21 protein-coding genes, 1 tRNA gene and 1 pseudogene are annotated in these 23,122 nt (G+C 69.1%); 7 read left to right on the top strand and 16 right to left on the bottom strand.

Features of this window, described 5'->3' with window-relative positions; translation table 11 throughout:
- Positions 1-164 precede the first annotated feature (164 nt).
- Complete coding sequence (locus OG758_RS24910; RefSeq protein ID WP_326712004.1) at positions 165-1,637, bottom strand: MFS transporter; 1,473 nt, start codon at positions 1,635-1,637, stop codon at positions 165-167.
- Between the two features lie 152 nt (positions 1,638-1,789).
- On the opposite strand from OG758_RS24910, the gene OG758_RS24905 reads away from it, so the two are divergent.
- Positions 1,790-2,731 (top strand): LysR family transcriptional regulator, encoded by a 942-nt coding sequence (locus OG758_RS24905; protein WP_326712003.1) that lies wholly within the window; start codon positions 1,790-1,792, stop codon positions 2,729-2,731.
- A 39-nt stretch (positions 2,732-2,770) separates the two neighbouring features.
- Here the strand turns inward: OG758_RS24905 and OG758_RS24900 are convergent, their stop codons facing one another.
- The gene (locus OG758_RS24900) at positions 2,771-3,091 is read right to left on the bottom strand and encodes an AfsR/SARP family transcriptional regulator (RefSeq protein WP_326712002.1); all 321 of its coding nucleotides are present in this window, start codon (positions 3,089-3,091) and stop codon (positions 2,771-2,773) included.
- Positions 3,092-3,120: 29 nt separating this feature from the next.
- Positions 3,121-3,321, bottom strand: a pseudogene (locus OG758_RS24895) (hypothetical protein); the annotation flags it as partial.
- A 166-nt stretch (positions 3,322-3,487) separates the two neighbouring features.
- Here OG758_RS24895 and OG758_RS24890 point away from each other — a divergent pair.
- Entirely contained in the window at positions 3,488-4,444 is a 957-nt protein-coding gene (locus OG758_RS24890; RefSeq protein ID WP_326712001.1) for an ACP S-malonyltransferase, read from the top strand.
- A 92-nt stretch (positions 4,445-4,536) separates the two neighbouring features.
- On the opposite strand, the gene OG758_RS24885 is transcribed toward OG758_RS24890, so the two are convergent.
- The 4 genes from OG758_RS24885 to OG758_RS24870 all read right to left on the bottom strand — a co-directional run bounded on the left by OG758_RS24885 (position 4,537) and on the right by OG758_RS24870 (position 7,661).
- The gene (locus tag OG758_RS24885; protein ID WP_326712000.1) at positions 4,537-5,511 is read right to left on the bottom strand and encodes an SCO2400 family protein; all 975 of its coding nucleotides are present in this window, start codon (positions 5,509-5,511) and stop codon (positions 4,537-4,539) included.
- 219 nt (positions 5,512-5,730) lie between these two features.
- Complete coding sequence (locus OG758_RS24880) at positions 5,731-6,705, bottom strand: phage baseplate protein (RefSeq protein ID WP_326711999.1); 975 nt, start codon at positions 6,703-6,705, stop codon at positions 5,731-5,733.
- Between the two features lie 185 nt (positions 6,706-6,890).
- Positions 6,891-7,175 carry an SHOCT domain-containing protein gene (locus OG758_RS24875; protein WP_326711998.1) on the bottom strand — a complete coding sequence of 95 codons (285 nt, stop codon included), beginning with the start codon at positions 7,173-7,175 and terminating at the stop codon, positions 6,891-6,893.
- A gap of 42 nt (positions 7,176-7,217) precedes the next feature.
- The gene (locus tag OG758_RS24870) at positions 7,218-7,661 is read right to left on the bottom strand and encodes a DUF6325 family protein (RefSeq protein WP_326711997.1); all 444 of its coding nucleotides are present in this window, start codon (positions 7,659-7,661) and stop codon (positions 7,218-7,220) included.
- 467 nt (positions 7,662-8,128) lie between these two features.
- On the opposite strand from OG758_RS24870, the gene OG758_RS24865 reads away from it, so the two are divergent.
- The 3 genes from OG758_RS24865 to OG758_RS24855 all read left to right on the top strand — a co-directional run bounded on the left by OG758_RS24865 (position 8,129) and on the right by OG758_RS24855 (position 10,527).
- Positions 8,129-8,503: a hypothetical protein gene (locus OG758_RS24865; RefSeq protein WP_326711996.1), complete on the top strand. Its 375-nt coding sequence runs from the start codon at positions 8,129-8,131 to the stop codon at positions 8,501-8,503.
- Between the two features lie 240 nt (positions 8,504-8,743).
- On the top strand, positions 8,744-9,181 hold the full coding sequence (locus OG758_RS24860; protein WP_326711995.1) for a cupin domain-containing protein: 438 nt from the start codon (positions 8,744-8,746) through the stop codon (positions 9,179-9,181).
- Positions 9,182-9,660: 479 nt separating this feature from the next.
- Complete coding sequence (locus OG758_RS24855; protein WP_326711994.1) at positions 9,661-10,527, top strand: hypothetical protein; 867 nt, start codon at positions 9,661-9,663, stop codon at positions 10,525-10,527.
- Between the two features lie 139 nt (positions 10,528-10,666).
- Here the strand turns inward: OG758_RS24855 and OG758_RS24850 are convergent.
- Positions 10,667-10,740 (bottom strand) — tRNA-Gly (locus OG758_RS24850).
- Positions 10,741-11,265: 525 nt separating this feature from the next.
- Here OG758_RS24850 and dcd point away from each other — a divergent pair.
- Both dcd and OG758_RS24840 read left to right on the top strand, forming a co-directional pair.
- A complete protein-coding gene (gene dcd / locus OG758_RS24845; protein WP_127827666.1) occupies positions 11,266-11,841 on the top strand; it encodes a dCTP deaminase in 576 nt (191 codons plus the stop codon).
- 8 nt (positions 11,842-11,849) lie between these two features.
- Positions 11,850-12,359 (top strand): phosphoribosyltransferase, encoded by a 510-nt coding sequence (locus OG758_RS24840; protein WP_326711993.1) that lies wholly within the window; start codon positions 11,850-11,852, stop codon positions 12,357-12,359.
- 351 nt (positions 12,360-12,710) lie between these two features.
- Here the strand turns inward: OG758_RS24840 and OG758_RS24835 are convergent, their stop codons facing one another.
- The 8 genes from OG758_RS24835 to OG758_RS24800 form a co-directional block, all read right to left on the bottom strand.
- Positions 12,711-14,159 carry an FG-GAP-like repeat-containing protein gene (locus OG758_RS24835; protein ID WP_326711992.1) on the bottom strand — a complete coding sequence of 483 codons (1,449 nt, stop codon included), beginning with the start codon at positions 14,157-14,159 and terminating at the stop codon, positions 12,711-12,713.
- Between the two features lie 526 nt (positions 14,160-14,685).
- A complete protein-coding gene (locus tag OG758_RS24830) occupies positions 14,686-15,234 on the bottom strand; it encodes a YcxB family protein (protein WP_326711991.1) in 549 nt (182 codons plus the stop codon).
- A 277-nt stretch (positions 15,235-15,511) separates the two neighbouring features.
- Positions 15,512-17,128, bottom strand: a complete 1,617-nt coding sequence (locus tag OG758_RS24825; protein ID WP_326711990.1) for an MFS transporter — start codon at positions 17,126-17,128, stop codon at positions 15,512-15,514.
- Positions 17,129-17,289: 161 nt separating this feature from the next.
- Positions 17,290-18,291, bottom strand: coding sequence for a Yip1 family protein (locus tag OG758_RS24820; protein ID WP_326711989.1), 1,002 nt, complete (start codon positions 18,289-18,291; stop codon positions 17,290-17,292).
- 24 nt (positions 18,292-18,315) lie between these two features.
- Positions 18,316-18,522, bottom strand: a complete 207-nt coding sequence (locus OG758_RS24815; RefSeq protein WP_326711988.1) for a hypothetical protein — start codon at positions 18,520-18,522, stop codon at positions 18,316-18,318.
- Positions 18,523-18,552: 30 nt separating this feature from the next.
- Entirely contained in the window at positions 18,553-19,989 is a 1,437-nt protein-coding gene (locus tag OG758_RS24810; protein ID WP_326711987.1) for an FG-GAP and VCBS repeat-containing protein, read from the bottom strand.
- Positions 19,990-20,061: 72 nt separating this feature from the next.
- On the bottom strand, positions 20,062-21,552 hold the full coding sequence (locus OG758_RS24805) for an FG-GAP repeat protein (RefSeq protein WP_326711986.1): 1,491 nt from the start codon (positions 21,550-21,552) through the stop codon (positions 20,062-20,064).
- A gap of 196 nt (positions 21,553-21,748) precedes the next feature.
- Positions 21,749-23,089, bottom strand: coding sequence for an FG-GAP and VCBS repeat-containing protein (locus tag OG758_RS24800; RefSeq protein WP_326711985.1), 1,341 nt, complete (start codon positions 23,087-23,089; stop codon positions 21,749-21,751).
- Between the last annotated feature and the right edge of the window lie 33 nt (positions 23,090-23,122).

Below are 23,122 nucleotides of genomic sequence, written 5' to 3'. Positions count from 1 at the left end.
CGGCTAGGGCCTCTCGTCTGGATCATGCTGGGCTCGCGGGGTCTGGCACGCACATCTGCGGCGTTGTCGTCACTCGTCGACGCTCCGCGTCGACTCCCGCCTCCGCCTTGCAGCTGCACGCACCAGACCCCGCTCCCTGATCCGGCCTGATCCGACGAAAGGCCCTAGGCGCGCTTGCGCAGCACGGTCGCCGCAAGCCCCGCACCCACCAGGGCGACCACGCCCGCGGTGACCATGCCGGCGTGCAGCCCGCCGAGCGTGGCGGCCGCATCGGGACCCGAACCGCCCGCGAGGGCGTTCGTGCGGGCAGCGGCGATCGCGCTGAGACCGGCGACGCCGATCGCGGCGACGTACTGCGGGAGCTGCGACAGGCCGCCGACGACGCCCTGGTCCTCCTCGCTGACGCCCGTCGTCATCACGGTGATGAAGGAGACGACGCTGAAGACGTGGCCGAGGCCCATGACCGAGGACGTGATGATGAGCGGCGCGATGTTGCCGCTCTGCGGCAGGGTGAACATGGCGACGGTGCCGGCGCCCTGGATCAGCAGACCGGCCGCGAGGACGCGCTTGCCGCCGAACCGGCCGAGCAGCTTGGAGACGTACATGCCGCCGAGCGTCGCGGCCGCGCCCTCACCGAGGTAGCTCAGACCGGCCTGGAGCGGGGTGAAGCCGAGGACGTCCTGCATGTAGAGGCTGAGCAGCACGGTCGTGCCGGCGCACATGCCGAAGGTGACGACACCGAACAGGCCGGACCACTTGACGGTGGGGCGGCCCAGGACACTGAGCGGGATCAGCGGCTCGGGGTGGCGCCGCTCGACCAGGAGGAAGGCGCCGAGCAGGACGAGGCCGCCGACGACGGAGCCGAGCGAGTCCGCGCGGACCCAGCCCTTGTCGCCGCCGGTGGAGATGCCGAAGACGAGACCGAACAGGCCGAGCGTGGCGAGGACCGCGCCGGGGATGTCCATGCGCTTGGCGGCCGTGGACTCCCGCATCACGGGCAGCGCGAGCGCGCCGGCCAGGGCGACGGCGCCCATGACGCACAGCACGACCATCGTCCAGCGCCAGCTGAAGCCGCTGGTGATGACGCCGCCGCCGAGCGCGCCGAGTACGAAGCCGAGCGACATGACGGCGCCGTTGAGGCCCAGGGCGCGGGCGCGCTGCGGGCCCTCGGGGAAGTAGCCCGTCATCAGGGCGATGGCGGCGGGGGCGATCATCGCGGCGGCCGTGCCCTGGCCGACGCGGGTGGCGATCAGGAGGCCGGGGCTGCCCGCGAGGGCGGCGCCCAGCGAGAACAGGGTGAACAGGGCCACGCCGAAGGTGAAGAGCTTCTTGCGGCCCACCAGGTCGGCGACGCGCGCGAACAGCGGCAGCAGGCTCGCGGAGGGCAGCAGGCTCGCGGTGGCGACCCACTGGAGCGTGCCGGGCGAGGAGAAGCCGAGGCTGCTGCCGATGTCGGGCAGGGCGACGGTGACGATGGAGAAGTCCAGGCCGCACATGAACGTCGCGCAGCACAGGGTGATCAGGACGAGCCGGCCCCGCGTGCTGAACGAGCTGTCGGCGGGGCCCACGTCGGCGACCGGCGGTGGCGGGGCGAGGACGTCGGTCTCGGTGGGGGGAGAGGACTCGGTGACGGCCATCAGGGGTGTCCTTTCGTATGTGATCGGGCCTGACCAGCATCGAATCGGGGCACCTGCGCAACAAGAACGATCTGTGCAACGATCGATTCGCCGGGCTCATCGTTCGAGGTGAGCGGGTTGGTGGGGGGCACGAGGCCGAGGACGGGGAGGACATGGAACGCCAGGAGATCGAGATCTTTCTGACGCTGGCGGAGGAACTGCACTTCGGCCGGACCGCCGAACGCGTGGGTGTCTCGCAGAGCCGTGTCAGCCAGACCATCGCGCGCGTCGAGCGCCGCATCGGCGCGAAGCTGTTCGAGCGCAGCAGCCGCCGCGTGACGATGACGGCCATCGGGGAGCAGCTGAGGGACGGGATCGGCCCTGCGCAGCGCCGTATCGAGGAGGAGATCGCCAAAGCCGCGGCGGCCGGCCGGGGGATCACCGGCACGCTGCGGATCGGCTTCTCGGGGGCGTTCACCGGCCATCTGCTGCACACCGTCGCCGCGGTGTTCGCGCGCCGTCACCCGGGCGTGGACGTGCAGATCCGCCAGGTGCAGATATCCGACCCGTACGGGCCGCTGCGCGCCGGGGACATCGACCTTCAGGTCACCGAACTCCCGGTGGCGGAGGCCGACTTGACGACGGGGCCGGTGCTGCTGTCGCAGCCGCGGGTGCTCCTGATGCCGTCCGCGCACCCGTTCGCGCGGCGCGAGACGCTGAGCGTGGAGGATCTGGCGGAGGCGACGCTGCTGACGGTGACGAGGCCGGTGCCGGCCCACTGGCTGGACCATCACTTCCCGCGGCAGACGCCGTCGGGGCGGCCCATTCCGCACGGCCAGGCGATCACGCACTGGGAGGACGCGCTGTCGCTGGTCCTCGCGGGCAAGGGGGTGACGCCGGTCGCGGCCGCGGGTGTGCGGTACTACGCGCGCCCCGGCCTGGTGTTCCGGCCGTTCAGTGATGCCCCCCGCATCGAGTACGCGTTCATCTGGCCCACCGACCACGAGACGGGCCGGCTGCGGGCGTTCGTGGGTGCCGCGCTGGAGCAGGTGCGCTCGCTGGGCGGGCCCACCAGGGCACTGGAGACCCTGTGGGAGTCCGAGGGCGGCGCCTGAGGGACGTCAGGGGGCCGCGGACGGTGGTGCGGGGCAGGGTCAGCGGACGGCTCCCGCGGCGGACAGATAGCGCTGGTCGGGGCGGTCCTGGAGCATCGCGTGGTGCAGGGACCTGGTGGTGGGCGACGGCGTGATGCCGAGGTCGTCGCTCATGCGGCGGCGCAGCGACTGGTAGACCTCGAGCGCGGCGGCCCGGCGGCCGGACGCGTACAGGGCGCGCATCAGCTGGGCGTGCACGTTCTGGTGGTACGGGTGCTCCTCGACGAGGGCGACGGCGTCGCCCACGGCCTCCTGGAACCGCCCGGCCGACAGCAGCGCGTCGACCCGCACCTCACAGGCCGCGAGATGGGCCTCGTTCAACACCGGTGACTGGGCGGTGAGTTGGCTGCCAGTTCGATGCGTTCGCGAGCCGTCAGCTTGCCCCGGTCGTGCTGTGCCTGGGTCGCCCGCACCCCGGGTCCCGCGTGGACCTCGGTGCGCAGCCGGCGCAGCTCCTCGACGCGCACATGCACGCTGTCGGGCCGCTCCGGCTGACTCTCCCCGGAGATGTCCGGGCTTTGTGCGACGGGTTTCTCGACCACAGTGGTCATGCCATGTCCTCCCATCCGACCGGCACCCGAATGGCGCCACCCGGGGAAAAGGATTCGGGGCGGGCGGCAATGCGCGACTCAAGGCCGGGAAAAACAGCATTCCTTTTCCACGCCTTGAGCGGGCAGGCCGCACGATTCATACCGACCGCCACCGGAAGGGAAGATCATGACCACGCACCTCCACGAGTCGTCCGACTCCTCGCCGCGCTACGCCGTCCTCTTTCCCGGACAGGGAGTTCAGCGGCCCGGGACGGGTGAACCCTGGCGCGCCACCGAGTCCTGGGAACTCGTCGAGTCCGTCTCGCGCGCCTCCGGCTTCGACGTCGCCGAGCTGCTGCTCACGGCCGACCAGGAGACGCTGTCGCGCACCGACCACGCGCAGATATCGGTGTTCACGGCCTCTCTGCTCGCGTGGTCGGAGCTGCGCAGGCGCGAGTCGGACGCCCGCGTCGTGGCGGTCGCGGGCCGCAGCCTCGGCGAGTACACGGCGATGGTCGCGGCCGGTGTCCTCTCCGTCGCCGACGGCGCCTGGCTGGTGGGCGAGCGTGGCCGTGCCATGGCCGAGGTCGCCCGGCGCCGGCCGGGAGCGATGGCCGCCGTCATGGGCGCCGACGTCGACGAGGTCGCCGCCCTCGTCGACACCTTCCGGCAGGAGGGCGCGGACCTGTGGGTGGCCAACCACAACAGCCCCCAGCAGACGGTGATCGCGGGCAGCCGTACGGCGATCGACGCGGCGGCGTCACGAGCGGCGGATGCCGGCCTGCGCTACAGCGTCCTGCCGGTGACGGCCGCCTGCCACAGCCCCTACATGGAGCCCGCGAGCGCGGCCCTGCGCCGGGCCCTCGAGCTGACCCACTTCGCGGCGGGCGTGCTGCCGGTCGTCGCGAACGTGGACGCCCGCGCGCACTACGGCGGCAGCCAGTGGCAGGAACTCAGCACCCGCCAACTCGTCAGCAGGGTCCGCTGGGTCGAGTCCCTGAACACGCTCCACGAGGAACTCGACTGCACCGCGTTCCTGGACATCGGTCCCGGCGGCACGCTCGCGGGCCTGGCCCGCAGGGCGCTGCCGGGCGTACCGGCCCACAAGTTCACGGCGCCTGCGCCCCTGGCGGTGGCGGCGTAGCAGTCACGCGCGTCGGTACGCGCGTCGGTACGCGCAGAGGCCCGGCCCGGGGGTCAGAACCCCGGGCCGGGCCTCGGTCGTTGCGGCGGAACTCAGCTGATGCAGAGAAGGCCGAGCACGCAGATGGGCTCGGGTGACGCCGTGCTGGGAGCGGGCGCGGGCGTCGTCGCCTGGCCCCCGCCGGACGACCCCGAACCCGTACCCGTACCGGAGCCGGAACCCGTGCCCGTGCTTCCGCCGGACTGGCCGGCCGATGCGGGCGAAGAGGTCTGCGGGGCAGGGGCGGCGGGCTCGGCGGTGTGCGCGGCGGCGGCCGGCGCGGCGGCGGCGTGCGGCGCGGCGCTCCGGGCCGGGGCGGCGTGGCGCGGGGCGCCGGTCGGCACGGTGGACGCCGCCGGCGCAGGCGTGTTGGCCGGACGGGCGTGGCGCGGACCGGTGGACTTGTGCGAACGGTCGCTGCTGCTCCGCGAGGCCCGGTCGTCCGGCGTGTCCGTCGCGACGTCCGTGTTGGCCAGAGCCGGCGAGGTGGCCACCGGGTCCGGGGCCGCGGAGGCGTGCGTGCGGTCGGGAGAGGCGTCGTTCGGCAGCGCGGCGATGGTGAGCCCGCCACCGACGATCGCGACGGCGGTCGCGGCGACGGCCCGGCGCTTGTTCTTCTTCCACTGCGCCAGCTTCCGCCGCCGTGCGGCGCGGCCGCCCTGTGAAGCGGCCACGGGCGCCGGGACGTCCACGGAACCGCCGGCGGCCTCACCGCCGGCGCCGGCCGCGTCGAAGGCCTTGGCCGCGGAGAAGGGGTCGAAGTCGTCGAACGGGTCGGCGGAGCCGGAGGCGGCGTACGCCCCGGAGGCACCCGCGGAGCCGCCACCGTGGCCACGGTCGGCGGCGGGGGATCCCCCGAAGAACGTCGAGGAGGCCGGGGCCGACGCATGCGCCGAGGGGCCCGAGGACGAGGGGAACGACGAGAGCGACGTCGTCGCCGGCGGGGCTATGTCCGGGGCGTACGCGCCGCAACCCGGGCACACCAGCGCCCCGTTGAGGGTCCGACGGCAGGAGGAGCAGTAGTCCATTTCGATCTTTCTGTGGCTGACTGCGCCGCCGGGACGCCGGGCATTTGGTCACGTTCGCACGCGAGATCGAGCGGCCAGCAACGCTATCGACGCTTTCCGGAGGCGATGCGCACACGGTGTGATGCTCCTGCGAAGATGTGTGACCGCTGTGACGGGAGGGGCCCGGACCGCAGCAGCGATCCGGGCCCCGCACCTCACAAGCTCCTCACTTCTCCCCCCTCAGACCAGCGCGTTCTTGTAAAAGATGCTGGAACGCCGGTCGCCCTCGTCACCGGAGGCGAAGCCGAGGAAGAGACGGGACTCACCCGCGTCGGTGCGGTAGATCGCGAGCCCCTCGGGCTCCCGGTAGACGAGAGTGGAGCCCGCCTTGGTCAGGGTGGGGCCCTGGGCGATGGCACCGGTGTTGATGTTGATGCTGGTGATGTACGTGTTGCCCGGGTCGGGGTTGGACGCCGAGTAGCCGTCACCGGTGATGAAGTACATGTACGAGCCGTAGAGCGTGTATCCCTGCGGCGTGCCGGCGATGGCCGGCGGGGTGAACATGGCGACGGGCGAGCTGAAGTCGCCCTTGTCGGTGTCCGCGAGGTCGTAGACGGCGATGTGCTTGGCGCCGTCCTTGTGGTAGCGGACGATCATGCGGTTGTAGACCGGGTCGATGGAACAGGTGTACTCGGTCGCGCCGGAGATCGGCTGGAACTTCCCGAACCCCTGCGACGCGGCGTCGACGGTGGTCCCGGGGTTGTACCCGATGAAGGCGAGCTTGGTGCCGTAACCGTTGCCGTTCGCGTCGGTCTCGATCCACAGGTTGCTGGTGCTGCCGACGGGCCGCACACCGAAGGCGACGCCGTGTCCGAAGCCGTTGAGGTGCATGTACGACACGTAGTTGCCGGCGAAGTCGAGCTGGCTGATGCACAGGTCACCGGCCGACTCCGGGCTGTCCAGCCGCTTGGCGGCGACGAACAGGCGCTTGTTGACCGAGTCGAACGCGAAGCTCTGCTGGACGCGGTTGCTGTGCAGGTTCTTGTCGCGGAACAGGTCGTACGACGGCTGCGACAGATCGAACCGCGAGGTCGCGCCCACCGAGGCGGCGGCGCTCGCGGCCCCGTACCCGACCCCGAACGCGGCGAGACCCACCCCGGTGGCGGTGCGCAGCAACCCTCGACGGGTCAGTGACGTACGGGAGTTGTGCTCCATGAGGGAACTCCTGAGGAAGAGCGGAATCCGAGTCCCCAGACTTTACGCAAGGGGGATCCCGTGCTCTTCGGCCGTACGCCTACCGGTTGCCGCTTGCGCTGAGTCACTGTCACGCGGTTCGGCGGTTCAGGGTCCAGCGGTTCAGGGTCCAGCGGTTCAGCGGTTCAGTGGTCCAGCGCATCCGGTCAGGACTGGAGAAGCCTGCGCTTCTGCTCCTCGAACTCGCTCTCGGTGAGCACGCCCTGGGCCTTGAGATCGCCGAGCTGCTTGAGCTGTTCGATCTTGCTCGTCATATCGGTGGTCAGGGGAGCGGTCGAGGGCGCGGCGGGGGGCGGCGGGGGTGCCGGAGCCTCGTACTCCTGCTGGGCGGCCCAGCGCCCCTGCTGGCGGCGGCTCACACGGTTCGACACGGCGGTCGCCGTTCCGGCGACCACAGCCGTGCGTGCGACCCCACGGAGTAGACCTGGCATGGCGGATTTCCCTTCTGCTCGTCGGCGGCTGTCGGAAGCCGCTCAGTGAGCGGCTTCCGTGCTGTCGAGCGCGGCCAGGATGGCAGGCACCGGGATCCGCCCGGAGGCGACCATCCTGGCGCCGCCGCGGCTGAGAGCTGCGGCGAAGGGCGCGGCCCAGCGGTTCTCGTAGATCAGGACGCCGGCGGAACTGCCGGGCTCCAGGGCACTTGCCGCCTCCTCGATGTCGTCCTGGCCCAGGAGGCCGGACGACGCGCCTTCGAAGACGGCCAGGTCGAGCTCGCCGTCGCCGGTGAGGTCGGCGATCTCCAGGCCGCTCACGGAGCCGTCCTCCTCCTTCCTGACGAACGTCAGGTCGAGGATGCGAATGAGGCCGCGGTCCACGAGATCGACCAGGAGGGGCAAGCCCTCTCCCGTCATGCGGTTGCCGGGGAACTCCACGACCAGATAGTCGATCGGCCCCAGTTCTTCGACTTCGTCGTTCACGGCGCAACCCCTGTGTTCGTCAGCCTTGGTGTGCGTAAGCCCCTGGTGTTCGTAGACGCGGTTCGTAACCCCCGGTGTTCGTGGCTCTCCCCGCAGACCCATTGCATCACCGGACCAGAGCCCCCGCACGTCGGTGCGCGTTCACCCGGCCGCTCTCGACCGGTGGGTCAGGACCGGTGGGTCAGGACCGGCCACCCGGTTCATCGGCCGGCTGTCCGACGTGGGCGGCGACAGTACGGACTCCGTCTCACTGCGGCATGCGTAACTCCACGGCGAATTGGCTATTCGGTCCGAACTCGCCGGGCGTGACGGATGGTCATGGTGCTTTACGGGCCGGGGATTCGTGGAAATCCCCGGCGGGTCCGGCCTTCTCGCATGCCGTTGGATCTCCAGCGCAGTTGCGTCGCCCATATGGGTGACTAAAGTGGATTTGGCTCTATGTGAGAAACTGGCCCAAGGGGATAGTTATGCTCGCAATGAAAAGATGGCGGGTCGTCCTGAGCTCGGTCTTCGTCGCCGCGACCATTGGTCTTGCGCCCCTCGGCTGGACGCAGGCTTCCGCGGCCACACCGGGCGAGACCCACGTCAACACAAGTACGACTGCCAAGGTTCCCAAGTCGCACCAGGACTACCGGCGCGGCTTCAAGGACGGCTTCAGATCCGGCTTCCGCCAGGGATCGCACAGCTGCAACCGGCACGGTCACGGGTACGGCAACGTGGACGGGAAGGGCCAACAAGCCGCCACCGTCGTGCACAAGGACGCACAGCGGGACTATCGGCGCGGCTTCAAGGACGGCTTCAAATCCGGACTCCGCCAGGCACAGAGGTCGTGCCACCACTGAACCTGTCGTAGTTCCTCGAACCCGAGCGCGAACCAACTGAATGCCAGTGGGCTGCTCTTCAGGCTGCCCCGGGAGTCCATCCGGGGCGGTCGCTGGTTTGGAAGATCGCGTTTGTGCGCGGGCGCCGGAAACCGGCGAACTTGGTCACCGCCGAATGAGTTGGGCGGGTACACAGGTCGGTAATGCGGGGTGGCCGCCGCGGGGTCGTCCATTCCGGGCAGCCTTACGGAGGTGTGGTAGATGCCAGAGCAGAATCCAGAGCACCGGAGCGCCCACGAGGGCTCCTTGCCGTCCGAGGTCAAGGTGCTGCAAGAGGTCACTCCGCCCTTCTTTCCCGAAGGTGGTTCCGGAATGACCATCCTCGTCGAATGGCCTCCCGGTCACCCCGGGCTCCCTCCGCATCGCCACTCGGGCCCCTCGTTCGGCTACGTGATGGAGGGTGCGCTCCGGTTCGAGCTCGAGGGTGAGCCGGAGCGTGTGGTCAAGGCGGGTGGGACGTTCTGGGAGCCGGGCGGTGACGTGATCCATTACCAGGACGGCAACGCCTTGTCGGACGCACCGACCAAGTTCGTGGTGACCATGGTGTGCGCGCCGGGTCAGCCGATGCTCAGGTTGGTCGATGAGGAGGAGCTGAAGGAACGGGCGCACCTGCGCGCCCCGCGTCCCTCCGAAGGCTGACCCGCGAGATCGACAAGGGTGCGGAGCCCGGAACACCGACCGCTAGGGGGTTCGGACGTCAACGTGTGGGCCGCGCCCGTGGGCGTTCACCCGCGTTCATGGCGGCCGGCACGGGCGGCGACACCTGCTGACTGTCCCGTCCGAACGGCTGCGAACGGAGCTGAATACGACGGGAACTGGGACGGACGGGGTCAGGGGTCTTGGGTGACCTGGCAGGCTCGCGGCTCCGGGTCAGAGCAACCCGCGACGACATGAGCATGACGGTGGCCGGGACTGCGCTGTGCGGCTGAAGCGCGGATTCTCCCCTGTCGGCCATCGGACGGAAACGGCTGCACCGTCCGGTGGACATCCATCTCGAGCCCGTAACTGCTGTGCGTCGACGTGGGCAACATCAACACCGCTCCCCGAGATGCGGCGCCGCTGCCTTCAGTGCCGGGAGCACCCGGTGAACCCGGGACTTCCGAAGGAGCTACCCATTCATGTTCAGCCGTAAGTCGTCAGCACTCGTTGCGCAGGCAATGTGTGCCGGAGCCCTGGCGTCGGTCGTCGCCACCGCCACCCCCGCATCGGCGCAGACAGTCGTTCCGTGCAGCGAGGGTGCCCTGTCTAACGCCATCGGCAACGCCTCAGCCGGCGCAAGCCTGGTGCTGGCACGAGGCTGTACCTACTCGCTCAACACGCCGCTGCCGCCCATCCAGACGACGATCACCATCGTCGGCCGGAACACCACCATCACTCGCAACGCCATGGCAGGCCCGTTCGGCATTCTCTCCGTCGCGTCCACTGGAAACCTCACGCTCACGAACACCACCATCACCGGTGGCAACGCGCCCGACTTCGGCGGCGGCATCGCGAACCACGGCAGGCTGACCGTGACCGGCAGCAGCATCCACGACAACGGGGCCAACTTCTCCGGTGGAATCGGCGGCGGTTCGGGGACCGTCACCCGGATCGTGAACACCTCCATCTTCCACAACACCGCCAACGTGAACGGCGGCGGCGTCGCCAACGACGGAGACATGACCATCGTCAACAGCCGCATCACCGACAACACCGCCACCAGCGGTGTCGGAGGTGGCCTGGCGAACGACGGCACGCTGCGCATCGTCAGCAGTGACGTGAATATGAACCACGCTCTTGGGAACCGGGCCGGAGGCATCGCCAACGTCGGCGGTGGCACCACGAACATCACGTCCAGCAACGTCAACAAGAACGATGCCGCCGTCGCCCCCGGCGGCATCCTCAACAGCGGCGGCGTCGTCACTCTGGTCGCCTCCCGAGTCAGGGAGAACACGCCCACCAACTGCGCCAACGGCGACATTCCCATCCCGAACTGCGCCAGCTGACACGCCAGAGACCTGGCCCAGTGACGGGAAGTCGACGGCCCCGGATCTCTCCGGGGCCGTTGGGCAGTCGGTGGTGTGCGACAGCTGAACAGCTCCGGACAACAAACAAGGCCCAGGTCGCTGACCTGGGCCTCACATATGGAGCGGGTGACGAGAATCGAACTCGCACTCTCAGCTTGGGAAGCTGATGTTCTACCACTAAACTACACCCGCGTAAGACGCCGGTTGATCCGGAGTCGTAACGTCGCACACTGTACCTCATGCCAGGCCCCCGGTGTTTTCACCGCGGGGCCCGGCTGCGTTGTGCGTGCCGGATGTGACTGCGGGTGAAGGGAGTTGAGGCGTACGGTGGGGCCGGCTTCGAGGGTCCTTCCGTGTCCGGAGTGCCGCCTGGAGCGGCGTCCCTTTCATCCCGTAATGTGACCCCTCGTTGTCGGCCAGAAATGGTTGAGTGGCTCGTGGGGAAGGGACTCTGGGACTCGATGGAGCGCACATTCGTCCGTTGTGCCGAGGGGCACGTGTTCAGCACCGCTTCGTTCCCGATGCAGCGGGCCGACCGGCTCGGACCCGGCCGGCTGATCCGATGTCCGCGGTGTGCGCGGCTGAGGAACGCGGTTCCTGTGGAGTTCGAGAAGCGGTAACCGGCGCATAGCCGAAGGACAGGCGCGCGAGTGCGCCACAGTCGCGGTGCAATGGCCGGATTGTGGCGGGCCCGCGCGCTCTGCGTATCCTCGCTACGTGCTTCTCTCAGACAAGGACATCCGGGCCGAGATCGACGCCGGGCGGGTCCGCATCGATCCGTACGACGAATCCATGGTGCAGCCCTCGAGCATCGACGTGCGGCTCGACCGCTACTTCCGGGTGTTCGAGAACCACCGCTACCCGCACATCGACCCCGCGGTGGAGCAGGCCGACCTGACGCGCCTCGTGGAGCCGGAGGGCGACGAGCCCTTCATCCTTCACCCCGGCGAGTTCGTGCTCGCCTCCACGTACGAGGTCATCTCGCTGCCGGACGATCTCGCCTCGCGCCTCGAGGGCAAGAGCTCCCTCGGGCGGCTCGGGCTCGTCACGCACTCCACCGCCGGCTTCATCGACCCCGGGTTCTCCGGGCACGTCACGCTGGAGCTGTCGAACCTCGCGACGCTTCCGATCAAGCTGTGGCCGGGCATGAAGATCGGGCAGCTGTGCATGTTCCGTCTGAGCTCGCCCGCCGAGCACCCGTACGGCAGCGAGCGCTACGGGTCCCGCTACCAGGGCCAGCGCGGGCCCACGGCCTCCCGTTCCTTCCTCAATTTCCATCGAACACAGGTGTGAGCAGCAGCATGAGTGACGTACGCGAGAACCTTACGTACGAGAAGTTCGGCACCGCCGTGCGCGAGCTGGCGCAGGCGATCGCCGACGACGGGTACGAGCCGGACATAGTGCTGTCCATCGCACGCGGCGGCGTCTTCGTGGCCGGCGGTCTCGCGTACGCCCTCGACTGCAAGAACATCCACCTCGTGAACGTCGAGTTCTACACGGGTGTGGGGACGACACTCGAGATGCCCGTCATGCTGGCGCCCGTGCCCAACGCGATCGACTTCTCGGACAAGAAGGTGCTCATCACCGATGACGTCGCCGACACCGGGAAGACCCTGAAGCTGGTCCACGACTTCTGCCTCGACACCGTGGCCGAGGTGCGCTCCGCCGTGATCTACGAGAAGTCGCACTCGCTCGTGAAGTGCGAGTACGTGTGGAAGCGCACGGACGACTGGATCAACTTCCCGTGGAGTGTCTTGCCTCCAGTACACAAGTCGGGCGAGGCGCCGAAGGAGAACCGGGAAGCGCTCTGACCTGTGATGCTTCGCACGTCTAGAACGTGGCGGACATCCACAAGGCCCCTCGGCTGATCACCGAGGGGCCTTGGCGCTGTTCCGGACGGTGACCTTCTGGTTCGTAGCTGGATAGAGATCGGCCATTGAAGGTCATACAGGTTGCCTGGAGGCCCATGGGAAGTCATCGATGGGCGCTGCGATCGCTGGGGGTTGCTGTAATCCGCTGCCCTACGGCAATCAGTGCTACAAGCCGACGGCTACGGGGCCCGTTCAGTCCAAGAAGGAAGTAGGACCGTCACGGGATGGAGGCGTACTGGTGGTTTCAGGGAGTCGGCACGGGACGACCAAACTCGTGGTGTTTCGGAGCCGTCACCCCGCGATCCAGACTCCGAACTCCGGCCACTCGCTCGTCGGCAGACCGGTTGTCCCCGCGCCGAAGCTCACCGCGCCGGTCGTGGTCAACCCAGAAGTACGACCCTTGAGAGACCACACAGCGCCATCCATGTTGTTCTCTCCAGAGGCTCCGACGGCGAGGTCTGCCATGCCGTCACCGTTGGTGTCCGTCAGCGCCACGGCATCCCCGAAGTAGTCACCACCCTCTGCCGCGCCCGGGACCCCGGTAGATCCTTGGTTGTACGCGTATGCCGCGGTTGTGGCGAGACCACTGGCGGAGCCAGGAATCACTGTGACGGAGCCCGTGGCCTCTGCCGCGCCGATTGACTCGTACGGAGCGCCGACAACGAGGTCAGCCCTGCCGTCACCATTGATGTCGTTGAGCGCCACCGCGTGCCCGAAGTTGTCGTTCGTTTCCGACGCGCCGGGAATTCCGTCGGTGTTCTGGGTGATGGTCACGATGGGACGCGAGGTGTCACGGCCGCTAGCCGAACCGTAGGTGAGTGAGACGTTGCCTCCCAGGCTCGTGCCCACCATCGACGACCGCTGATCCCATGGGTGGCCGGTCACGATGTCGGCGTACCCGTCGCCGTCCACATCTCCGACTGCTGCTGTCTGGCCGTGTGCCACATCGCCCGCGTACTGCGGCCGGGAGGAGTCGAGTCCGAGATACAGGGACTGCTTGTAGAGCTCCCGGCTGTCGCTGTCGTGGCCGCCCACCACGATGTCGTCTATGCCGTCAGCGTTGACGTCACCTGCGGCCAGAGAGATGACTTCGGTCAGAGATGTCGCGGGGAAGCCCGTCCGTCCCCCGAGAGTGTTGCTTTTGGTGGTTCCGCCTTTGTAGAAGAAGACGGAGTTGTCCGAGTTCGAGCTGACCGCAACGTCGTCGTCGAAGCCGTCTCCATCGAAGTCGCCGCTGGTGAGGACCTGACCGTAGCCTGTTACGTAGCCAAGCGGAGGGATCTCCAAAGCGGTGCCGCCTACTAGTCCGGCGCTGCTGCCCCAAAGCACGGTAACCGCTCCGCTGTCTGAGCCCGCGGTGGTGTCTTCGAGGGGGGCTCCTACAGCGAGGTCTGCGTAACCGTCGTTGTTGAAATCACCGGACGCGGTGGCTTCGCCGAAACGGTCTCCTTCTTCGGATGCGCCGGGCACCCCGCTGGAGCTCTGCGAGACGACCTGGGTTCTGCTGCTCTGCAGGCCACTGGACGAGCCGTAGGTGATGACCACTGCTCCAGCCTGATCATGACCTCCGACGACTGTGCCCGGTGCGGAGACCGCGAGATCGCGATAGCCATCACCGTTGAAGTCATCCGCGTATTTGGCGGACGCCGCGATGGACGGCGCGGCTGTGGCCACCAGCAGGCCGCCAGTCAGCGCGGCGACCGATGCCGCGGCTAGGGCGGTGCGGAGGTTCTTATGCATCGACACTCTCCTGCAACATGCGGGGATGCCAGGACAGCATCCCTCGTACCGGGGGGACCGGATCTCCCGTATTCGCCCGGAGTTGCCCATGGGGCCACGGGATGATCGGCGCCCCCAAGACCAACAAGCTGGCACGAGGGTTGTATGGGACTTCCAAAAACTTGGGTGAGTGACCTAAGAGGATGCCTTGATTGGAGGTGGCTCGTTATCTCGGCCTGGAGTGTCTTGCCTCCAGTACATAGGTCTGGAGAGGCGCCCAAGGAGAACTTGGAAGCGCTCTGACCTGTGTTGCTTCGCACGTCATGGGCGTTGCGCACGTGCTAGGCCCCCTCGGGTGATCACCGAGGGGGCCTAGGCTGTTTGGAGTGGCGGCGACCTTCTGATCCGTCGCAGGTCCTAAGGTGCCGAGCGCCCTCTCACGGCGCAGACGGCCAGGTACGGCTAGTTGAGTCGCTTCGCTGCTGTACGCCACGCCCCAGTGGCAGGGTCGACATCGACCGCCGGCGCGGGGCACCCTTCGCGTCCGTCACACGCGGGTGGTGTGCTGGTCCAGGATGGCCCGAAGCCGGTCGAGGTCCTCGGCCTCATGCACACCCCGCTTGGGCAGGACTTCGAGCCACATGATGTTGGGGTCTCGGCTGAGCAGAACGAAGTGGTGGGCCGTCTCCCGGTAGCCCTGGTAAACGGACCACTTCTGGACCAGCGTGCTGTAGTCGCTGTGGCAGGTTATCCCGGCCGCAGACACGGTGGCGCGGTACTCACCTTGCCATCCGATGATGCGCTGTATGTAGGCGACGTGCAGCCGTGGGTACCCCCATATCCACAGGACAACGAACAAGAGCAGCCCGGTCGAGACCACGTCGATAGTGATCAGCCAGAACCCCACCCCCAGCACGAGGAGGAGGCCCCGCAGCACCAGCTTGGTCCGCTTGACCCGGTCGCGGACCCGCAGGCCGACCCGTGTGTCGGCAGGCTGCGGCCGGTACACCAGTTGGACCGCGGACGGTTCGTCCACGAGATCGCCAGAGGTTTCGGCGCTGTTGTCGGTACCTTCGGTCCAGCCGTCCTTGGCCATGATCCCTCCCCGGTTACAAAGACCGCAGGCTATCGATCGGCGGCCCTCGCACTCCCTGGTGGGGGTGACAGGCCTTGAACCTGCGGCCTCATCCTTATCAGGTCGACCACGCTTGCCACGATGTGCCCGCGGCCGGGAACGCGCCCCCAAGTCAGCCTGGTCCGTCGAACCGCCCGTGGTGAGCAGGGCCGGGCAGGTTCTGGACGCCTGAGCAGTCGTATACGTGAGTGGGGCCCGGCACATACAGTGCCGGGCCCCACTCACGTAACCGGGCGGGCTACGGCGTTGCGGAGCGTGGCTGGGTCGTCGGGATCCGTGAGGTGAAGAACATGGCGAGCAGCGCCGTGAGGGCGAGGACGGCGAGTGCGGCGCGCAGGCCGTCGAGTCGTGCTTCCCTGTTCGCGTCGAGCGCCGCCTGTGAGACCTCCGTGCTCGTGCCGGATGCGTCGAGCGCGGTCTTGAGCTGAGCGTCCGAGAGGAAGGGCGCGCCGCTCTGGAGCTTGACGGAGGCCTGGCTCTTGACGTCGGCCGGGACCGCCGGATTCTGCTCGATGCTGGTCACGAACGAGGTCGTGAGCGCGGCGATGAGGATCGACCCGGCGAGTGCGGTGCCGACCGAGGCGCCCAGGTTGGTGACGGCGTTCTGGACCCCGCCGACTTCCGCGCTCTGCGCCTCCGGCACCGCGGACACGGTCACCGACCCGAGCTGGGACGCCAGCGCGCCCATGCCGAGCCCGATCAGCAGGAGGGGGACGGTGACGATCTCCGCGCCGGCTCCCGCGTCGAGTGCGGCCATCAGGACCACCGCGCCCGCGAGCAGCGCGAGGATCCCGAGCCGCACCACCCGGCGCGGCGAGACGTCCGGGAAGAAGCGCGGGATCAGGATCGCGGCCGCCAGCAGCGTCAGAGAGAGCGGCAGGAGGCGGGCGCCGGTCTTGAGCGCGGACAGGCCCAGGGCGATCGACAGATACAGCGGGACGACGAAGAACACGCCCATCTGCACGAGGTACTGGAAGAAGAACATGGTCAGGCCACCGGTGAGCTGCTTGTTCTGCAGCAGGGCCGGGTCGATGAGCGGCTCCCTGCGCTGCTTCACCAGGCGGGCCTCCCAGTGGAGGAAGAGCCAGATCAGCAGCAGACCGGCCAGCGCCAGCCACACGACCAGCGAGATCCCGAGCCACGCAGGCGCGCCGGGTTTGGGCTGGAACCAGCCCCATTCGCCCGAGCGGAGGACTCCGTAGACGGAGATCCCGAGACCGAGGGCGGAGAGCACGCAGCCGACGAGATCGATGCGGGCGCGTTCGCCGACCGGCGCGTCGGCGATGGGGCGGGCGGACACCAGGATGCCCAGCACGACCACCACCTCACCGGCGAACACCCAGCGCCAGGAGAAGTACGTCGTCGCGAGCCCTCCGACGAGCGGCCCCACCGCGATCGCCACGGCCGCCGCGGCCGCGACGAGTCCGTACGCGGCGGGACGGCGTTCGGTGGTGAAGTTGCCCGCCACGAGCGCCACGATCGCGGGCAGGATGAGGGCGGCTCCGAGCCCCTCGAGCAACGCCCAGCCGACAAGCAGTACGGGGAGGTTCGGTGCGAGCGACGTGGTCAGGGAGCCGCAGCCGTAGACGCAGCAGCCGATCATGAACGCGCGTTTGCGTCCGATCAGCGCGCCGACCTTGCCGCCCGGGATCATGAACATCGCCATCACGAGGGTGTACGCCGTGATGGCGCCCTGGATCCCCGTCACGGTCGTGCCCACGTCCTCGGCCACAGTGGCGATCGAGACGTTCATGACCGAGCTGTCGAGAGCCATCAGGAACTGACCTGCCGCCAGGGTCAGCAGGACCAGTCGCGCTCTCGCCGGACTCTCAGCGGTGCCTGCCGCAGGTGCCATGGGCGAATCGTGGCAGTTTGTCGGGGGAAGCCGGTGCTTCGACCCGCGACCGGCGGCAATCTGTCGGCGGCGACGGGGTGGCGGCGACGGGGTGACGACGAGCGAACGCGAGTGGGGCCCGGCACTGTGTGTGCCGGGCCCCACTCGCGTTCACCAGGTGTCTAGAACGTGCCCAGCTTGATGATCGACAGGAGCGCGATCAGCTGGATCGCGGAGGCGGCCAGCGCCTTCGGCCACGGCAGGTCGTGCGACCTGCCGACCATGAGCGTCAGCAGGAAACCGGCCAGGGCCCACGTCGCCCAGCCGAGGATCTGTACGAAGGGGGCGTCGCCGCCGAGGAACATGGCGAAGAGCAGGCGCGGGGCGTCCGTGATCGCGGTGATCAGCATCGCGAGGCCGACCGTGGGCTGCCACGCTCCGTCACCGCCGAGCTGGCGGGCCAGCGTGTGCGTGACCACGCCCAGGACGAAGAGGCTGATCGTGATCGCGACGCCGGTCGTGAGGACGTACGGGATCGCCGACGAGATCGTGGCATTGATCACGTCCTCGCGGGCCGAGTCGAAGCCGAAGATCGCGAGCAGCCCGTAGAGGAACGTCACGACGAGGGCGGGGCCCCACATCGCGTAGTCCCGCATCTGGAGGTATGTCTGGCCGGGCCGCAGGACGACTCCGGACAGGAGCTGCTTCCAGTGCAGCCGCGGCCCGACGGGCGTCGCCGGGGCCGAACCCGCCCGGTACGTGTCGCCCTGGCTGTACGGGTCCTCGCCCACGGAGAACGCCTGGGTGTGCCCCGGGTTGTTCGCCGCGTACGGGTCGTAGCCCTGGCCCTGCTGACCGTGCCCCTGTGGGCCGTTCGGGTCACCGAAGTACTCCGGCTCCCCGTGACCTCCGGACTGGGGCCACTGCTGCTGACCGTACGGCTGCTGCGGTTGCTGCCCGCCGTACTGGTGCTGCTGCGGTTGCCCGTTCGGGGGCGCGGGAGGGTAGCCGTACGGGGCCTGCCCCTGGGGGGCCCGCTGTCCGTACGGTCGCGATTGCGGGGCGCGGTTGTCCCGGCCGCGTCCGATCCTGAATCCAGCCACGTCATCGAACGTACCTGGTCCCGGAGAGGGAGGTGCCGGGCCCAGTGCATCGGGCCCGGCTTTGCTGCCGAGCTGTGACATCCCCTAAGGGGGCCGGGAGGGTGTCTACGGGGTGGTCGGGAGCACGGATCCGTACCGCAGGGGATTGACGGACGACGGCAGTCGGAGTGCGCTCGGGGAGAACGGGTTGGGCTGGGCGTCTTCGGCGCCGCGCAACTGCCGCACCGGGGCGCCGCCCTCCTGAGGGAGAGCGACGCCCCGGACGACGTACTCAGGGCCCGGCCGCAGGTGCCGGCGGGGCTGATACGTCATGCCGGATCACTGGGACCGTGAGGGCGTCCACTAGTCAGCCATCACCGCGCCGAAGGCCGGGGATCCGGTCATGGAGATGCCGACGGACGACGCGCCGAAGCTGACGGCGCCCGTGGCGGTCGGGCCCGTTGACGAGCCACGCAGGCTCCAGAGGGCGCCGTCACCGCTGTTCTCGTCCTGCGCGCCGATGGAGAGGTCCGCGCGGCCGTCCGCGTTGAGGTCGGCGAGCCGCACGGCCGAACCGAAGTGGTCGTTGTCCTCATTGGCGCCCGGGATGCCGGTGGTGCCCTGGTGGAACACCTTGACCCCGTCCGTGGACAGGCCGGGCGAGCTCCCGCGGAACACGGTGACGCTGCCGGTCAGCGAGGCGTCGCCGACGCTCTCGTAGTAGCCGCCGACCGCGGCGTCGTCGTGTCCGTCACCGTCGATGTCACCGATGGAGATCGCGTTGCCGAAGTAGTCGCTCGACTCGTCCTCGCCGGGCACGCCCGGGGTGTCCTGGTCGATGACTCTCTTCGTGTCGGTACGCACTCCGGCGTCACCCCCGAGGTAGGAGGTGATGGCGCCGCCCACGTTGCCCTGGCCGTCGCCGTCGGGCGCGCCGACGATCACGTCGTCGTAACCGTCGCCATTGAGGTCACCCGTGGCCACGGTGTCGCCCTCGGCGAGGATGTCCTGGTAGGTCATGCCTGTCGCGGAGCCCAGATAGACCAGACTGCCGAAGGCGGCGCTGTAGCTGTTCGGGTTGTAGAAGCCCGTGATCAGCAGGTCGCTGTAGCCGTCGCGGTTGAAGTCTCCGGAGGTGAGGGTCCGCGCCCCGTTGGAGGTGCCGGGCTCGAGGTCGGTGCCGAGCTTGAACTTGGAGGCGGCACCGGAGGACTTGGTGAACCCTCCCCGGTAGATCCAGACTGCGCTGCCGGTGCTGCCCACCGCGAGATCGGCTTTGCCGTCGCCGGTGAAGTCGCCCACGGCCAGGGACTTGCCGAAGAGATCGTGGCCGGACGGGTCCGGATCGTTGATGGTCGTCCCGCCGGAGAGGCCTTTGGCACTGCCCCAGAGCACGACGACCGTACCGCCGTTGGTGTCGGTGCCGACGTCCTCGCCATCGGTGCCGACGACGAGGTCGGCGTATCCGTCGCTGTTCAGGTCACCGGTTGCGAGCACGGAACCGAAGGCGTCGTTCTTCTCGGCCGTTCCGGGGACACCGCTGGTGTTCTGGCTGAGGACCGTGTGCCGGGCGGCGCTGATGCCGGAGGCCGAACCGTAGGTGACCACGACGGCGCCGGCGCCGCTCGCGCCGCCCACGGTGGTACGGACCGCGGAGGTGGCGAGGTCGTGGTATCCGTCCCCGTTGAAGTCGTCCGTGTATTTCGCGGGTGCGGCCGTCGCAGGGGTCGGGAGGGTCAGGGGGGCGAGCAGGCCGGAGGCCACGGCTGCCGCAAGTGCGAGGGCGCGTCGCTTGTGCATGATGTCGGGCTTTCTGGAGTGGGGAGGCCAGGTCCGCGACGGGGGGCGCGGACCCGGCCGGTTCGGGGAGGGTCAGTCCGTGAAGTTGGCGCCCAGGCTCGGGGTGCCCGACGCGGAGATACCGAGCGTGGAGGTGTAGATGCCGGAGGACGCCGCGAGGGTGCCGTCGGCCTTCACCTTCACTGGGTACACGGCGCCGTTGTAGCCGTTCTCGCCTTCGGCGCCGATGAGGATCTCGTCGCGGCCGTCGTGGTTGAGGTCGTCCAGGTGCACGTCCGAGCCGAACTCGTCGTTCTTCTCGTTGGAGTTGGGGACGAACGCGTTGTTCTGCTCCAGGAAAAGGGCGCCGGTGCCGGTGATGCCCGAGCCGTCGGCGGAGCCGTACAGGACGGTGGCCGCGCCGGCGTTGGCGCCGCCGGTCAGGTCCTCGCCAGGTGCGCCGACGACCAGGTCGAGGTGGCCGTCGCCGTTGACGTCGCCGAGGTCGATCTCGCCGCCGAAGGTGTCGCCCTTCTCGCTGGAGCCGGGGACGCCCGCGGTGTTCTGCGTGAATTTCTCGGTGTCGCCGGCGGACGGGCCGCTCGCCGTGCCGTGCACGACGAACACCGAACCGCCCGTGGTCGCGCCTGCGATGCCGGAGTCCCAGGCATTGCCGATGACGATGTCGTCGTAGCCGTCCTCGTCGGTGTCGCCGAGGTCGGTGATGATGCCGGCGGGCAGCTTCTGCGCGGCGGAGTTGGTGAGACCGGTGGTGCTGCCGGGGATCCAGTAGTTGGCGTTCAGATTGTCCGACGGGTCGTAGCCGTTGACGATCAGGTCGTCCTTGCCGTCGCCGTTCGCGTCGCCGGAATGCAGGCTGTTGATCCCGTCCCCGGTCTGGACACCGGTGCTCAGCGTCTTGTGGACCGCGGCGCCCGAGGTGCGGCTGAAGCCGCCGGAGAAGACGTCGACGGTCGTCGCGCCGAGCGAGCCGACGGCTATGTCGTCCTTGCCGTCGCCGTCGAAGTCGCCTGCCTCGACCACGCCGCCGAACAAGTCGTGCTTGGTGGGCCGAGGGTCGGCGACGGTGGTGCCGCTCTTCAGCCCGGCGGCCGAGCCCCACAGGATGGCGGCGGTGCCGCCGTCCTTGTCCGAGCCGACGTCTTCGCCGAGCGCGCCGACGAGGACGTCGTCGTAACCGTCGTCGTCGAAGTCGCCGTACGCGGAGTCGCCGCCGAACAGGTCGCCGGCCTCGGCGGTGCCGGGGACGCCGGGGGAGTTCTGGCTGATGGTGGCGTAGTGGTTCCCGGTTGCTCCGCCGTAGACGACGGCGAGCTGGCCCGCGCTCGCCTTGCCGTTCACGTAGGCGCCGTACGCGGAGGCAATGGCGTCCGCGTAGCCGTCGCCGTTGAAGTCGGCGTCATTCTGGGAGACGCCTGCCGCGGCCGTGTCGGCGGACGCCACGCCGGCCGAGGTGGCCAGCAGGCCCCCGGTCAGCGCGGCGGCGGCCGCGGTGGCGGTGGCGAGCCGGATCCGGGCGGGGGAGGGTTCGGGCGTGCGCTTGTGCTTGGCGTGCCTGGTCATGCGTGTAACTCCTGCGTCAACCGGGGGATGTGGGGGCATCCGCACGGGGGATGTGGGGGCATCCGCAGTCAGTAAGGGTGCGTTCCGCGGGCGTTTGCCGAGAGTTGTACGGGGTGGGTGGGAATCTGCGGGCCCCGTCGGCCGGGTCGGGCCGACGGGGCCCGTTCATACGGGACGCGTTTCACGCGGGCGTGCGCTACTGAAGGAAGCCCTCGATCAGGTCCGACGGGATCGGTGTGGCGCCCGTCGTGGTGATTCCGGAGGGTGAGCCGGGCAGGCGGAGCGAGCCGACCGCTCCCGCCACGTACAGGTCGGCGTAGCCGTCGCGGTCGGTGTCGCGCAGCCGCACCGTGGAGCCGAACATGTCGTCCGTGTCGAGCGTCCCGGTGACCCCCGGACTGTTGCGGGCGAACCACTGCGAGCCGGTGCCGCTGACGCCGCTCGCGCGGCCCTTGAAGACGTGGACGCCGCCCGCGTACTCCTTGTCGTCGATCTTCTCGCCGTAGGCGCCGACCGCCAGGTCCTGGTAGCCGTCGCCGTTGACGTCGCCCGCGGAGACGGACCAGCCGAAACTGTCGTCCGCCTCCGGCGTGCCCGCGACGCCGCTGGTGGACTGGGAGATGCGGGCGCTGGTGCCGGGGCCCGTCGAGGAGCCGTACCAGAGGGAGACGCGGCCCTTGTAGCCCGAGTAGGCGGGGGTGCCGATGGCGACGTCGCCGTAACCGTCCTTGTTGAAGTCGGCGATGACGCCGTCGCCGCCGTAGCTCTTCGTGTTGACCTGGAGGGACGGGCCGGACGTCAGCGTGGAGCCGCCCTTGATGAACCAGGCGTCCGCGGCCGTGGCCCCGCCGGAGAACGTGTCGCCGACGATGACGAGGTCGGTCTTGGAGTCGCCGTTCACCTTGCCGGCGATCAGTGCGGTGGAGTCGAAGCCCGTCTTGTCCAGGGTCGAGACCGAACCGGCCACTCCGGAGCGGGTGATGGGGCCGCGGTACACGTATGTCTTGCCGGCGTTGACGGCCGCGAGATCCGGTTTGCCGTCACCGTTGAAGTCGCCGGTCGCGAGGTCGTTCGCGAAGTAGCCGAACTCCTGCTTGGCCTTGTTGGTGACGGATGTCCCGCCGGACAGGCCCGTGGGTGAGCCCCAGAGGATCATGACGGCTCCCTGGTCCTCGTTGCTGCCGACGTCCTCGCCCCGGGCGGCCACCGCGAGGTCGCCGTAGCCGTCCTGGTCGAAGTCGGCGGCCGTCCTGACTTCGCCCCACATGTCGTCGGCCTCGTCCTCACCGGGCACGCCGGCGCTGTCCTGGTCGATCACCTGGGTCTTCGTGCCCGGACCCGTCGCGGTGCCGAAGGTGATGAGGAGGGCGCCGCCGGGGCTGTTCCAGGACATGGACGCGTAGTCGCGGTACCCGTCGCCGTTGAAGTCGTCGGCGTACTTGGCGCCGGCGGCGGAGGCGGGTGCTGTGGGGAGGGTGAGGGGCGTCAGGGCGGCCGCTACGAGGGCGGTCAGGGCTGTGGTGGTGCGCAGACGCACGTCGGGCTCCTCTGGGTGAGGCCGGGAGGGGGT

This window comes from Streptomyces sp. NBC_01474 (assembly GCF_035918215.1).
Taxonomy (GTDB): domain Bacteria; phylum Actinomycetota; class Actinomycetes; order Streptomycetales; family Streptomycetaceae; genus Streptomyces; species Streptomyces aureus.
This window is presented reverse-complemented; position numbering and strand designations above follow the sequence as displayed.